We start from the raw sequence: 13,343 nt of genomic DNA on the forward strand, positions 1-13,343 counted from the left end.
CATTCCGGAACCGGCGCCGGCAGAGCCGGGCCGGGCAGGGCCGAATCGCCGGATCCGCCTGTCAGTCCGGTTGCATCCAGTAATCGATACGCTGGCGCGCCGCCACGTGTTCGGCTGGCAGGCCTTGCACGCGGGCGACGAAGGCGGACTTCGCCTTTCCCCAGGCGTGCGCCTCGGCACGGTCGGCTGGCCGGCTGGAGAACCATAGCGCGAGGCGTTCCGCGGCCACCGCAAAATCCCTGTCCGGCAACGCGACGGTCCTGGCGTGGATCTGCATCCGCGCACCGCCGAAGTGAGCGCCCAGGTTGTTCTTGCCATCGAGCATGTATTCGGCCTTCGCCAGCCCCACCAGCAGGACGCCCCTGCCCGGCATGTCGTCCGATATGGCCTGCGCGGCGCGAAGCAGCGTCGTGCCAGCCCAGAATTGCGGCGTGCGGCGTATCTCGTTCGGCGGCAGCGGCTCCTTCAGCGTGATCAGCGCTTGCAGCGTGGCGCGGCGGTCGGCCGGCGCGAGCGCATCCACGCGTGCCCACGTCGCGTCGAACAGGGCGTCGATGCGAGCGGCGCGCGCGATGCCGGGCTGCTCGTTCGCCGCCAGCATGATGGTGTTGACCAGCTGCACCAACCGCGCCAGCGCGCCGCCGCCGGGGTCATCGCAGTGCGTGGCCTGTACCAGTGGCAGCAACGCTTCGGCCAGCGCCAGTCCCGGCTCCAGCTGACTGCCGTCGCTGGCGAGCTGCGTATCGGCCCATGAGGCCACCGCCATCGCCACGCGCTGGCCGGCCTCGCGCGCCGCGCCGTCGCCATCCTGGCCGATGTGCCGGGCAAGCCAGGCCAGGTCCGGTTGCAGCGCGAGCAGGTCGGGCAGGCTCCAATGCGGCGACGCGTCCTGGTTGCCGCGGTACTCGAGCCATTGCACCAGCGCCTGGCAATGGCGGGGCCAGTCAAGATGCTGCCGGATGGCCGCGGCGATTTCGGCCTTCGGCCGCCACTGGCATCGCAGCAGCGGGAAAACGGGCCCACCGCTTTTCATCAGATCCAGCGCGGCCTCGTGAAGCTTCGGCTTCAATGCCTTGACGTCGAGCTGGCGGTAGAAGAACCGCCGCATATCGACGAGCTGGACCAGCGCGAGCAGCATCTCGGCACGCTGATCCGCCGATGCGTTGCGGCGGTCCATGCAGAAGTCCACCACGCGTTGCCAGCCCTGTTGCGCCGGCACCCATGCCAGCTCGCGCGCCGCCTGGGGGCCCAGGTGGCCAAGCTGCTCGGATTCGATACGGTCCCACACCGCCGACCAGCGTTCGGCCGGCCCATCGGTCGGTTCGAGGTGCGCCAGCCGCGCGAGAAGCCTGACCTGCTGTTCGCAGGTCAGCTTCACGCCGGCCTGCCAGGCATCGACCGACGCCACCGCCTTTGCGCGATCGATACCGTCGACGTCGAGACGAACGAGGCTCCTGGACAGCGCGTACGCGAGCTCGACGGCTTCCGTGGCGGGCAAGGCCGGCAACTGCTGACGCAGCGCGTGCCAGCGATCGAGCGCGACCGCGGGCAGCTCGCGATCGCCGCTCCCGCCGGGCCTGCCGATCTTCTTCAGGCATGCGGCCAGCGCGGACAGTTGCCGCTGCGCCAGGGCCGGCCGGGCAAGCAGATCGCCCGCGGCATCGGCAAGCAATTGGTCCCAGCGGCTGACCGCCTCTTCGGCCGTGCCGGGCTGGTGCAGAAAGGCCTCTGTGATGCCGACAAGCCGCTCTTTTTGTTCCTGCGGCGTCTGCGACCGGATCAGCGCCGCGTAAGCCGCCTTGTCCGGCATCAGCACGGCGGCCGCCTGTTCCCGCTGCGCCTTGGGCAGCGACATCAGCAGCGCGGCGCGTACCCGCATCCCGTTGCGGCCCTCCAGGCCCGCGGCCTGTCGGCACAGACAGTCCAGTGCGGCGGCGCGCTGAGCGCCTTCCAGCATCGGGATGCGCTCGGCAAGCGCCACAACGAGCGCCTCCTTTTGTCTTGGCGCCAGCCGGTCCGGTCGCGCGGGGGCCGCCTGCTGGCCGGCCTGCTGGCCGGTGTCGAGGCCGTAGTCCGCCGCGACCTTCTGCAGGCCCGCCAGCGTGCGCACGCCACGCGTGCGGGCCAGTGCCGCATGCAGCGCGAGCTCCCCCTGCATCGCCTGCTGCATCCCCCACGAGGCCAGTCCGAGCGCGGCTCGATCGCGGCTGGGCAGGCAGCCCAGCACGACTGTCCAGGCCGCCTCGGCCCAGGCAATCGCCGGCAGCTCGAGGGCCGGCGGTCGCGGCGGAGGCGGCGCAGGCGTCGTGAACGATCGCAGATGCCGTTGCCGGTCGTCGGCCCAGCGCTGCCCGATCACCTCGTTGCCGTCGCGCTCGCTCAGATACCACGCCGCGCCGCCCTCCGCCTTGAACAGCGTCCTCAACCAGTACAGCAGCGCATGCAGCGGGCTGGACGACGTGGTCTTGACCAGCCGCTCGGCTCGCATGCCGTGGTGGTCCATGCTGATGGACACGGCATAGCCGTCGAAGCGGAACACGCCGAAATCGTGTCGAGGGGATGGTGCAGCCGTGGCGTTGGCCGCGCTGGCGGCGGCCACGTTGGATGGCGGCGGCGCGCAGGGGTCGAGCGTGTATCGGGGCATGGGAAACTCAAGACGTGCGATTGAGAACTTCCTCGTGCCGCGAAGCGATGCGGTGCGGTGCCGACGGGCCGATGGCGTCTGCCCGAGGGATTCGGGCCGGCGCCAATGCCGTTGGTTCGATGCCAGGCGGGGCCCCCGGGAACCGGCCTCGCGGAGACAAGGCATCGCGGAATTGTCAACGCGAGGTCGGAGCCCGGCTTTCGGGAAGGCATGCGGTTCTTGCATTTCGCAACGCGAGTGCCGCATGCCACCTTCCCCCGAAGGTTCAGCCCGCTTTCGCTTCGAAACCGAGCAATTGCTCGCCCTCGCCGACCTGGTCGCCGACCCCATACAGCACTTCGCCGACGACGCCATCGGCCGGCGCGCTGATGGTGTGCTCCATCTTCATCGCCTCCATCACCAGCAGCGGCGTCCCACGCGTGACGGTGGCGCCCGCTTCGACCATCACGGCAATCACCTTGCCCGGCATCGGTGCGGTCAGCTTGCCGCCCTCGCCTTCGGCATCGCCGGCATGCGCCAGCGGATCCTGCCATTCCAGCGACACATGCCGCCCGCCGGCGAACACATGGAAGACGTCGCCATCGCGATGCACCTGCCCATGCGCGCGGCGCGTGCCGAGGTCGACCTGCACATCGTCGGCCACGCAATGCGTGCGGAACGGTGCCGCCTGGTCGGCATAGAACAGCGTGCTGCCCTGCGCGTCGGCCTGCAGCGTGACTTCCAGCGCCAGCGTGTCTGCGCCATGCGTGAAGCGCAGCACCCGCTGGGCGCCCGCGTTCAGCCGCCACGGCCCGGCATGGGTCCACGGCGAATGCGGGTCCGCCGCATCGATGCGGCGCTCGCGCGCCTCGGCATCGAGCAGCGCGGCCACGGCGAGCGCGATCAGTTCCATGCCGACGGGCGCCGGCGGCGCGAACAGCGTGGCTTCGTGGCGCGCGATCAGGCCGGTATCGAGGTCGGCCTTGGCAAACGGCTCGGAGGCCACCAGCCGCTGCAGGAACGCGATATTGGTCGACAGCCCGACCACGTGATACGCGGCCAGCGCCTGCCGCATGCGCGCCAGCGCCTCGTCGCGGTCCTTGCCCCAGACGATCAGCTTGGCGATCATCGGGTCGTAATACGGGCTGATCGCATCGCCCTCGCGTACGCCCGAATCGATGCGCACGCCGGCGGGGCCATGCACGTCTTCGCCCCGCATGAACTGCACCGCGGGCGGCGTGCGCAGATAGCGCAGCGTGCCGGTCGAGGGCAGGAACTGCTTGTCGGGATTCTCGGCGTAGACCCGCGCCTCGAGCGCATGGCCGTCGATGCGCAGCTGGTCCTGCGACAGCGGCAGCGGCTCGCCGGCGGCCACGCGCAATTGCCATTCGACCAGGTCCTGGCCCGTGATCATCTCGGTCACCGGGTGTTCGACCTGCAGCCGCGTGTTCATCTCCATGAAGTAGAACGAGCCATCCTGGTTTGCGATGAACTCCACCGTGCCGGCGCCGACATAGCCGACCGCCTTGGCCGCGGCGACCGCCGCCTCGCCCATCGCGCGGCGGCGCTCCTCGGTCATGCCGGGCGCCGGCGCTTCCTCCAGCACCTTCTGATGGCGCCGCTGCACCGAGCAGTCGCGCTCGAACAGGTAGACGCAGTTGCCCTGCGTGTCGGCGAACACCTGGATCTCGATATGGCGCGGCCGCGTCAGGTACTTCTCGACCAGCACCTTGTCGTCGCCGAAGCTGGCGCTGGCCTCGCGCTTGACCGAGGCGAGCGCCGCCTCGAAGCCGGCGGCGTCCTCGACCACGCGCATGCCCTTGCCGCCGCCGCCCGCGCTGGCCTTGAGCAGCACCGGATAGCCGATGCGGTCCGCCTCGCGGCGCAGCAGCGCCGGATCCTGGTCCTCGCCGTGATAGCCCGGCACCAGCGGCACCGCGGCGCGTTCCATCAATTGCTTGGCCGCGCTCTTGCTGCCCATCGCGCGGATCGCCGATGCCGGCGGCCCGATGAAGACCAGCCCGGCCGCGGCGCACGCCTCGGCAAAGCCCTCGTTCTCCGACAGGAAGCCGTAGCCCGGGTGGATCGCCTGCGCGCCGGTCGCGCGCGCCATCTCGATGATGTGGTCGCCGCGCAGATAGCTGTCGCGCGCCGCGGCCCCGCCGATATGCACGGCCTCGTCGCAATAGGCGACATGGCGCGCCTGCGCGTCCGCGTCGGAATAGACCGCGACGGTGCGGATGCCCAGGCGCCGGCAGGTGGCGGCGACACGGCATGCGATTTCGCCGCGGTTGGCGATCAGGATCTTGGTGAACATGGCTCCTCCTTGTTGATGGGGAACGGCGACCGGCTGGCTGTCGGTGTCCGCGCCGGGCGCGGCCCCCCGTCGTCCCCGCGGAGGCGGGGACCCAGCGGCTTACGCAAGTCGCCGGGCCCCCGCTTTTGCGGGGGCGACGGGAGAACGGCAGGCACGGACACCCTCGTCATTCCGCGTGTCCTTCCGCGCGGATGCCGAGCCGGCCCAGCAGCGCCCGATCGCGCTCCGCCTGCGGGTTGCCGGTGGTCAGCAGCTTGTCGCCGTAGAAAATCGAATTGGCGCCGGCCAGGAAGCACAGCGCCTGCAACGCTTCGTCCATGGCCTCGCGGCCGGCGGACAGGCGCACCATCGCGCGCGGCATCGTGATGCGCGCGACCGCGATCGTGCGGACGAACTCGAACGGGTCCAGCGGCGCGGTGCCCGCCAGCGGCGTGCCCTCGACCTGGACCAGATTGTTGATGGGCACCGACTCCGGATACGGGTCCATGTTGGCCAGCTGCGCGATCAACCCGGCCCGCGCCTCGCGCGTCTCGCCCATGCCCACGATGCCGCCGCAGCAGACATTGATGCCGGCGTCGCGCACATGGCCGATGGTGTCCAGGCGATCCTGATAGGTACGCGTGCTGATGATCTCGCCGTAGAACTCCGGCGAGGTATCCAGATTGTGGTTGTAGTAGTCGAGGCCCGCGTCCTTGAGCCGCTGCGCCTGCTCGGCGCGCAGCATGCCGAGCGTGACGCAGGTCTCCAGGCCCATGGCCTTGACCTCGCGGACCATGTCGATCACCGGTTCGAGATGGCGGTCCTTCGGGCTGCGCCAGGCGGCGCCCATGCAGAAGCGCGTGGCGCCGTTGGCCTTCGCCGTGCGCGCGGCGTCGAGCACCTCGTCGAGCGCCATCAGCTTGCCGGCCTTGACGCCGGCATCGTGGTGCGCGCTCTGCGGGCAATAGCCGCAATCCTCCTCGCAGCCGCCGGTCTTGATCGACAGCAGCGTCGACAGCTGCACGGTATTGGCGTCGAAATGCTCGCGGTGGACCTGCTGCGCCCGGAACAACAGGTCGTTGAACGGCAGCGCGAACAGCGCGGCGACGGCGTCGACGGTCCAGGCGGCGTCGGCGTTGTCCTTGGCATTGGTCTGCGCCGCTTGCTGGCGCGCGCTCTGGCGCAGCGAATCGGCGGAAATGGTGGCGATGGTAGTCATGTCGGGTCGAATTCTGTTGTCAGGCGGCGCGCTCGATGGGCGCATCGCCGGGATGTCGGTGGGGGTCGAGCAGCGGAGCCAGATCGAGGCAGCGCGCGGCTTGCTCGGCAGGCAGTTGCCAGGGCAGCGTGCCCAGCCACGGCGTGCCGATCGCGTCGAACGCGTCGCGCAGCGTGGCGATGTTGTCGTCGGCGAGCAGCATGTCCGGATCAATGCGGTTGCCGATCCAGCCGGCCAGGCGCAGCCCGCGCGCGCGTACCGCCTCGGCGGTCAGCAGCGCATGGCTCAGGCAGCCCAGCCGGATGCCGACCACCAGGATCACCGGCAGGCCGAGCCGGATCGCGAGGTCGGCGGTGTCCCAGCCGTCGGGGCCGGTAGCCAGCGGCACGCGGAAGCCGCCGACGCCTTCGACCACCACCGCGTCGGCCTGCGCGCGCAGCGCGGCAAACGCCGACAGGATCGGCTCGGCATCGATGCGGACGCCATCGGCCTGCGCGGCCAGATGCGGCGAACATGGCGTGCGCAGCAGCCACGGGCAGGTCTGCGCCAGCGGCACGTCGACGCTGCTGGCCGCGCGCAATTGAGCGACATCGTCGTTATGCCACTGGCCGTCGCGCAGCTCGCAGCCGCTCGCGACGGGCTTCATGCCGACCGTCGTGCGGCCCTGCGCGGCCAGCGCGTGCAGCAACGCCGCGCTGGCGTGGGTCTTGCCGACCTCGGTATCGGTGCCGGTGACGAAGCAGGCGAATGCGGGGAGCGGGTTCATGCTGCCTCCCTGCAAGAAGAATCGGTCTGCGCCGCCAATGCACCCAGCGCCGACAGCAACGCCGCGACATCCTCTTGCCGATGCGCCGCCGACAACGTGATGCGCAGCCGCGCGGTGCCCGCGGGCACAGTCGGCGGACGGATCGCGCCGACGCGGATGCCTGCGTGCTCGAGTCCCGCCGACAGCGACAGCGCCGCGGCGTTGTCGCCAACGATCAGCGGCTGGATCGCGGTCGCGCTGTCGGCCAGTTGCCAGCCCGCCGGCGCGGCGATCGGCGCCAGACCGCGGCGCAGCTCGGCGATGCGCTGCCGCAGCGCGGCGCGCCGCTGCGCGCCCTCGTCGCCCTCGATCAGCGCGAGGCTGGTCAGCAGCGCATGGGCGGCCGCCGGCGGCGCCGCCGTGGTGAAGATATACGTTCGCGCGGTATTGACCAGATGCTCGACGATCAGCCGATGCGCGGCGACAAAGGCCCCGGCCACTCCGGCCGCCTTGCCCAGCGTGCCGATATAGATCAGCCGCTCCGATGCCAGGCCGAGTTGCTCGAGCACGCCGTGGCCGCGCTCGCCCAGCACGCCGAAGCCGTGGGCATCGTCGACGACCAGCCAGGCGTCGTGCCGCTCGGCCAGCGCCAGCAGTTCGGCCAGCGGCGCGACGTCGCCATCCATGCTGAAGACGCCGTCGGTGACGATCAGCTTCAGCGGCGACGTGCTGGCGGCCAGCAGCGCATCGAGCGCGGCGGCATCGCCATGCGGATAGCGTTGCACGTTGGCACGCGCCAGCCGCGCGCCGTCGATCAGCGACGCATGGTTCAGCGCCTCGCAGAACAGCGTGGCATCGGCGCCGCCGAGCGCGGTCAGCACCGCCAGATTGGCCATGTAGCCGGTGCAGAAGGTCAGCGCGGCCGCGTCCGGAATCGATTCGGCGTACCAGCGCGCCAGTTCGGTCTCGAGCCGGTGATGCGCGAGGCCGTGGCCCGTGACCAGATGCGAGGCGCCGCTGCCGGCGCCCCAGCGCCGCGCGCCGTCGGCAAAGGCCTCGACGATGGCCGGATGGTTGGCCAGGCCCAGATAGTCGTTGCTGCTGAAGCCGAGCAGCGAGCGCGGGTCGGCCTCGCTGCCGTCCGGCAGCAGGGCGCCGATGGTCTGCCGGGGCGCGCACGGCGTATGCGCGATCCGGCGAGTCCGCGTCAGCGCCTGGCGTTCGCGTTCGGCGGCGGCTTGTGTCAGTCGCTCAAGCAGCATCGCGCGCCTCCCTGCCAGGCCCGGCCGGCTTGATCACCTCGTCTAGCGCGGCCAGCAGACGCTCGCCGAGCCAGTTCGCCAGCGGCGCGTCGAAGACGTAGGGCGGCATCACGTACAGCGTGTTGCCGATCGGCCGGACCAGCACGCCGTGCTCCAGCGCGGCGCGATGGAAGTCGGCGGCGAAGGTCTCGGAGGCAAAGGGCTCGCGCAGATCGGCGGCCCAGATCAGGCCGCGCTGGCGCACGTGGCGCAGCCGCGCATCGGCGGCCAGGCCGGCCAGCCCGTCGGCCAGCCACTGCGCGCGCTGCCGGTTCATCGCCAGCACGTCGTGCTGCGCGAACAGGTCCAGCGTCGCTACCGCGGCGCGGCAGGCGAGCGGATTGCCGGTGTACGAGTGCGAATGCAGGAAGCTGCGCGACAGCTCGTCGGCGACGAAGGCCTGCTGGATCGCGTCGCGCGTCAGCACCAGCGACAGCGGCAGATAGCCGCCGCTGATGCCCTTGGACAGGCACAGGAAATCGGGCCACTGCTGCGCGCCGAGCGCGGCCCCGCCGCGCGACTGCTCCCACGCGAAGAAGGTGCCGGTGCGCCCGCAGCCGACCGCGATCTCGTCGGCGATCAGGTGGACGCGGTAGCGGTCGCACAGCGCGCGCACGCCGTCCAGATAGGCCGGATCGTGCATCGCCATGCCGGCCGCGCATTGCACCAGCGGCTCGACGATCAGCGCGGCGATGCTGGCGGCGCGCTGCTGCAGCAGCGCCTCGAGCTCGTCGAGCGCGCGCTGCGCGACCTCGCGCGGCGATTCGCCGGGCCCGGCCTGGCGCGCATCCGGGGACATCGCCACATGGGCGCGCATCAGCAGCGGATCGTAGGCATCGCGGAACACCGCGACATCGGTGACCGCCAGCGCGCCGACCGTCTCGCCGTGGTAGCCGTGCCGCAGGCAGACGAACTCGCGCTTGCCCGGCAGGCCGGCGTTGCGCCAGAAGTGAAAGCTCATCTTCAGCGCGATCTCGACCGCCGAGGCGCCGTCGGACGCGTAGAACGCATGGCCGAGCGCGCCGCCGGTCAGCGCCGACAGCCGTTCGGCGAGCTCGACCGCCGGCGCGTGCGTGCAGCCGGCCAGCATCACGTGTTCGAGCGTGTCGAGCTGGTCCTTCAGCGCGGCGTTGATCGCGGGGTTCGCATGGCCGAACAGATTGACCCACCACGAGCTGGTCGCGTCGAACAGGCGGCGGCCTTCGTCATCGTAGAGCCACGGGCCTTCGCCACGGACCACGGCCAGCGGCGGCCGATCGCCGCCGGGACGCAGGCGCGTGCAGGGATGCCATACCGCGCGCTGGCTGCGCGCGGCGAGCCCGCCGCCGTGCTGCCGCGCGGGCGCGGCGGGCGGAGCGGAACGGGCAGGTTGCAAGGACTGGGTATCCAAGGGAGTCCTCCATGGTTGGCCAGCCGTGCGGGCGCCGGCCCGGGTAGGCCCGGACGGTGCGAGGAACGCGGCTGGATTGGGAGAACGCATGGTAGGAAGGTCCTTGCGGGCTTGGCAAACGGTGGTGAATTTGCGCGTTAGGGGCGTGTTGTCGTCAGATTCGTGGCATTTGGGCGATGAAACCGCGATCGCGCACCGGCGCGCGCGCATCTGCGCACATCGTCGCCGGCGGCATCGGGGACAGGACGGACCGCGACGACATCAGGCCGGCCGCCACGACGGGCTGCGCTTCTCGAGGAAGGAGCGCACGCCCTCGCGGCCCTCGTCCGAGGCGCGGATCGCCGCGATGCGCTCGGCGGTATCGGCCAGCAGGTCGTCGTCAATGGCCCGGCCGGCGATGTCCTGCACCAGCCGCTTGCTTTCGCGCACGGCGTTCGGGCTGTTGGCGACCAGCGCGGCGGTCAGCTCGGCCACCTTGGCGTCGAGCGCGTCGGCCGGCACCGCCGCATGCACGAAGCCCAGCCGCAGCGCCTCGGCCGCATCGAAGCGTTCGGCGGTGATGAAGTAGCGGCGCGCCGCCTGCTCGCCCATCGCGCGGATCACGTACGGGCCGATCGTCGCCGGCAGCAGTCCCAGGCGCGCCTCCGACAGGCAGAAGTGCGCGTGGTCGGCCGCGATCGCGATATCGCAGGCGGCCACCAGACCGACGCCGCCGGCATAGGTGTCGCCGTGGATGCGCGCGATCACCGGCTTCGGACAGGCCCAGATCGTATGGAGCATCTGCGCGAGCTGCAGCGCGTCGGCGCGGTTCTCGTCGTGCGAGTAGCCGGCCATCTTCTTCATCCAGTTCAGGTCCGCGCCTGCGCAGAACGCGGGCCCCTGCCCGGCCAGCACGATCGCGCGGACCTCCGGCGTATCACCCAGCGCGCGGAAGGCGCCGCTCAGCTCGGCGATCACGGTCTCGTTGAAGGCGTTGCGCACATCGGGGCGGTTCAGCGTCACCGTAGCGACATGGCGCTCGACAGTCACGGTCAGCGTGGTGAATTCCATCGTGGTCTCCTTGCAGTTCTGGCTTGGATTGGTGTGTTCGGCTATCGGCGCGCATCCTTCGGTGTGGCGGGCCGGTTCAACGGCCGCGGCTCGAAGCCCGCCTCGCGCAGCGCCTGCTCGGCCAGCGGCTTCCAGCGCGCCAGCCCCCGCGCGAACAGCTGATGGCCGTCCTGGCCGAAGGCCGGCAGCGCGTGGTACTTGCCGACGCCGCCGGCGCCGCGGAAGGCCTCGAACCATTGCGCCGGATACGGTCCCATGTAGCGGTCGTTGGTCGTGTAGATCCAGTGCGTCGGCACGCGCGCGCTGCGGCCATACTCGGCGAACAGCGCGGCCTGCTGCTCGGGTGCACACGGCTCGCGCGGATGCAGCCGCGGATCGCCGCCGCCGCCGCCGGCGAAGTTCAGCACCAGCCGGACGCCCGGCGGGTTCTTCGCCGCCAGCGCGATCACCGCCGCGCCGCCGAACGACTGGCCGACCAGCACGACGCGCGACACGTCGATCTCCGGGCGCGAGCGTGCCATCTCGATGACCTGCAGCACCTGCTGCGCGGCCACCTCGAAGCCCGGCCGATAGTTCTTGCGCGTGCAGCTGCCGGTGTTCTCGATGTCGTCGCCGCCGCTGGCGCCATAGCCGATCCGCGTCGGCACCAGCACCTGGAACCCGAGCGAGGCGAAATACGCGGCCTGCTCGGCCAGCCGCACGCGCCCGAGCCGGGCGCGCGCATAGGGATCGGGCGCGCGGCCATGGTTGAGCACCAGCAGCGGATAGCGCGGATGGCCCGGCTCGCGGAACGCCGAGACGACGATACGCTGCGCGACCTGCCTGCCATGCGCATCGGTCACCGTGACCGGCACCGACCAGGTCTCCTCGAGCGGCGCGGCGCCGGCCGGCAATGCAGGCAGCGCGGTCCAGGCCAGCAGGCACAGCGCCAGCCGGGCAATCGGCACGACCCGCACGAACTGCACGACATCACGGGCACCGCGCGCGCGGCAACGACCCAGCATCGCTTACATCCGGAACACGCCGAACTTCATCTCGTCGATCGGGGCATTGAGGCTCGCCGACAGGCCCAGGCCCAGCACCGTGCGGGTCTGCGCGGGGTCGATCACGCCGTCGTCCCACAGCCGCGCGCTGGCGTAGTAGGGATGGCCCTGGTGTTCGTACTGTTCGCGGATCGGCCGCTTGAAGGCCTCCTCCTCGTCGGCGCTCCAGCTGCCGCCGCGGCCCTCGATGCCGTCGCGCCTCACGGTGGCCAGCACGCTTGCGGCCTGCTCGCCGCCCATCACCGAGATCCGCGCGTTCGGCCACATCCACAGGAAGCGCGGCGAATACGCGCGGCCGCACATGCCGTAGTTGCCGGCGCCGAACGAGCCGCCGATGATCACGGTGAACTTCGGCACCTGGGCGGTCGCCACCGCGGTCACCATCTTGGCGCCGTTGCGCGCGATGCCCTCGTTTTCGTACTTGCGGCCCACCATGAAGCCGGTGATGTTCTGCAGGAACACCAGCGGGATCTTGCGCTGGCAGCACAGCTCGATGAAGTGCGCGCCCTTGAGCGCCGATTCCGAGAACAGGATGCCGTTGTTGGCGACGATGCCGACCGGATAGCCCCAGATCCGCGCGAAGCCGCACACCAGCGTGGTGCCGTAGCGCGCCTTGAACTCGTCGAAGTCGGAATCGTCGACGATGCGGGCGATCACCTCGCGCACGTCGTAGGGCTTGCGCGTATCGGTCGGGATCACGCCGTACAGCTCCTCGGCCGGGTAGCGCGGCTCGACCGGCGCGTGCAGCCGGATCTGGTCCGGTTTGCGGCGGTTCAGGTGCTGCACGATATTGCGCGCCAGCCCCAGCGCATGGGCGTCGTTCTGCGCGAAGTAGTCGGCCACGCCAGACAGCCGCGTATGCACGTCGGCGCCGCCCAGGTCCTCGGCGCTGACTTCCTCGCCGGTCGCCGCCTTGACCAGCGGCGGGCCGCCCAGAAAGATCGTGCCCTGGTTGCGGACGATGATGGACTCGTCGCTCATCGCCGGCACATAGGCGCCGCCGGCGGTGCACGAGCCCATCACCACGGCGATCTGCGGAATGCCCATCTTCGACAGATTGGCCTGGTTGTAGAAGATGCGGCCGAAGTGATCGCGGTCGGGGAACACGTCGTCCTGGTTCGGCAGGTTGGCGCCGCCCGAGTCGACCAGGTAGATGCACGGCAGATGGTTCTGCTCGGCGATCTCCTGCGCGCGCAGATGCTTCTTGACGGTCATCGGGTAGTAGGTGCCGCCCTTGACCGTGGCGTCGTTGCATACGATCACGCATTCCTGCCCGGCCACGCGGCCGATGCCGGTAATGATGCCGGCGCCGGGCGCGGCATTGTCGTACATGTCGTACGCCGCCAGCTGCGACAGCTCCAGGAACGGCGTGCCCGGATCGAGCAGCTGCTGCACGCGCTCGCGCGGCAGCATCTTGCCGCGCGACAGATGCTTGTTGCGCGCATCTTCGCCACCGCCCTGCGCGACCTGGGCAATCTTCGCCTTCAGGTCGGCGACCAGGGCCTGCATCGCCTCGGCATTGGCCTTGAAGGCCTCGGAACGGGCATTGAGTTTGGATTCGAGCGTGGGCATCGGGTCTGTCTCTTCCTGATCTTGTGATGCGTTGCGTTGGATGCGTTGCGTTGGATGGTCGCTTTGGATGGTCGCTTTGGATGGCGATACGCGGTGCGGTAATT

At 70.4% G+C, this 13,343-nt stretch carries 9 protein-coding genes; all 9 read right to left on the reverse strand.

Annotation, left to right across the window (positions count from 1 at the left end; genetic code table 11):
- Positions 1-61 precede the first annotated feature (61 nt).
- The 9 genes from LRR16_RS12900 to LRR16_RS12940 all read right to left on the reverse strand — a co-directional run bounded on the left by LRR16_RS12900 (position 62) and on the right by LRR16_RS12940 (position 13,239).
- Complete coding sequence (locus tag LRR16_RS12900; RefSeq protein ID WP_232206175.1) at positions 62-2,869, reverse strand: hypothetical protein; 2,808 nt, start codon at positions 2,867-2,869, stop codon at positions 62-64.
- Between the two features lie 40 nt (positions 2,870-2,909).
- Positions 2,910-4,940 (reverse strand): acetyl/propionyl/methylcrotonyl-CoA carboxylase subunit alpha, encoded by a 2,031-nt coding sequence (locus tag LRR16_RS12905; RefSeq protein WP_232206176.1) that lies wholly within the window; start codon positions 4,938-4,940, stop codon positions 2,910-2,912.
- 166 nt (positions 4,941-5,106) lie between these two features.
- Complete coding sequence (gene bioB / locus LRR16_RS12910; protein ID WP_232206177.1) at positions 5,107-6,138, reverse strand: biotin synthase BioB; 1,032 nt, start codon at positions 6,136-6,138, stop codon at positions 5,107-5,109.
- Between the two features lie 19 nt (positions 6,139-6,157).
- Positions 6,158-6,904, reverse strand: a complete 747-nt coding sequence (gene bioD, locus LRR16_RS12915) for a dethiobiotin synthase (RefSeq protein ID WP_232206178.1) — start codon at positions 6,902-6,904, stop codon at positions 6,158-6,160.
- Complete coding sequence (bioF, locus tag LRR16_RS12920) at positions 6,901-8,145, reverse strand: 8-amino-7-oxononanoate synthase (protein WP_232206179.1); 1,245 nt, start codon at positions 8,143-8,145, stop codon at positions 6,901-6,903. The genes bioD and bioF overlap by 4 nt, the downstream gene beginning before the upstream one ends.
- Positions 8,135-9,559 carry an adenosylmethionine--8-amino-7-oxononanoate transaminase gene (gene bioA, locus LRR16_RS12925; RefSeq protein ID WP_370646803.1) on the reverse strand — a complete coding sequence of 475 codons (1,425 nt, stop codon included), beginning with the start codon at positions 9,557-9,559 and terminating at the stop codon, positions 8,135-8,137. Before bioA ends, bioF begins: the two co-directional genes overlap by 11 nt.
- Positions 9,560-9,835: 276 nt before the next feature.
- Complete coding sequence (locus LRR16_RS12930) at positions 9,836-10,624, reverse strand: enoyl-CoA hydratase/isomerase family protein (RefSeq protein ID WP_064574922.1); 789 nt, start codon at positions 10,622-10,624, stop codon at positions 9,836-9,838.
- A 41-nt stretch (positions 10,625-10,665) separates the two neighbouring features.
- Positions 10,666-11,628: an alpha/beta hydrolase gene (locus LRR16_RS12935; RefSeq protein ID WP_232206181.1), complete on the reverse strand. Its 963-nt coding sequence runs from the start codon at positions 11,626-11,628 to the stop codon at positions 10,666-10,668.
- 3 nt (positions 11,629-11,631) lie between these two features.
- Positions 11,632-13,239 (reverse strand): carboxyl transferase domain-containing protein, encoded by a 1,608-nt coding sequence (locus LRR16_RS12940; RefSeq protein ID WP_006578169.1) that lies wholly within the window; start codon positions 13,237-13,239, stop codon positions 11,632-11,634.
- Between the last annotated feature and the right edge of the window lie 104 nt (positions 13,240-13,343).

The sequence above is a fragment of the Cupriavidus sp. UGS-1 genome (assembly GCF_021213615.1).
In the GTDB taxonomy this organism is placed as follows: domain Bacteria; phylum Pseudomonadota; class Gammaproteobacteria; order Burkholderiales; family Burkholderiaceae; genus Cupriavidus.

What these genes read in the sequence shown, in the direction of transcription:
- LRR16_RS12900 (WP_232206175.1), bottom strand. Translation starts at nt 2,869, where the DNA reads ATGCAAGAACCGCATGCCTTCCCGAAAGCCGGGCTCCGACCTCGCGTT.
- LRR16_RS12905 (WP_232206176.1), bottom strand. Translation starts at nt 4,940, where the DNA reads ATGTTCACCAAGATCCTGATCGCCAACCGCGGCGAAATCGCATGCCGT.
- bioB (WP_232206177.1), bottom strand. Translation starts at nt 6,138, where the DNA reads ATGACTACCATCGCCACCATTTCCGCCGATTCGCTGCGCCAGAGCGCG.
- bioD (WP_232206178.1), bottom strand. Translation starts at nt 6,904, where the DNA reads ATGAACCCGCTCCCCGCATTCGCCTGCTTCGTCACCGGCACCGATACC.
- bioF (WP_232206179.1), bottom strand. Translation starts at nt 8,145, where the DNA reads ATGCTGCTTGAGCGACTGACACAAGCCGCCGCCGAACGCGAACGCCAG.
- LRR16_RS12930 (WP_064574922.1), bottom strand. Translation starts at nt 10,624, where the DNA reads ATGGAATTCACCACGCTGACCGTGACTGTCGAGCGCCATGTCGCTACG.
- LRR16_RS12935 (WP_232206181.1), bottom strand. Translation starts at nt 11,628, where the DNA reads ATGCTGGGTCGTTGCCGCGCGCGCGGTGCCCGTGATGTCGTGCAGTTC.
- LRR16_RS12940 (WP_006578169.1), bottom strand. Translation starts at nt 13,239, where the DNA reads ATGCCCACGCTCGAATCCAAACTCAATGCCCGTTCCGAGGCCTTCAAG.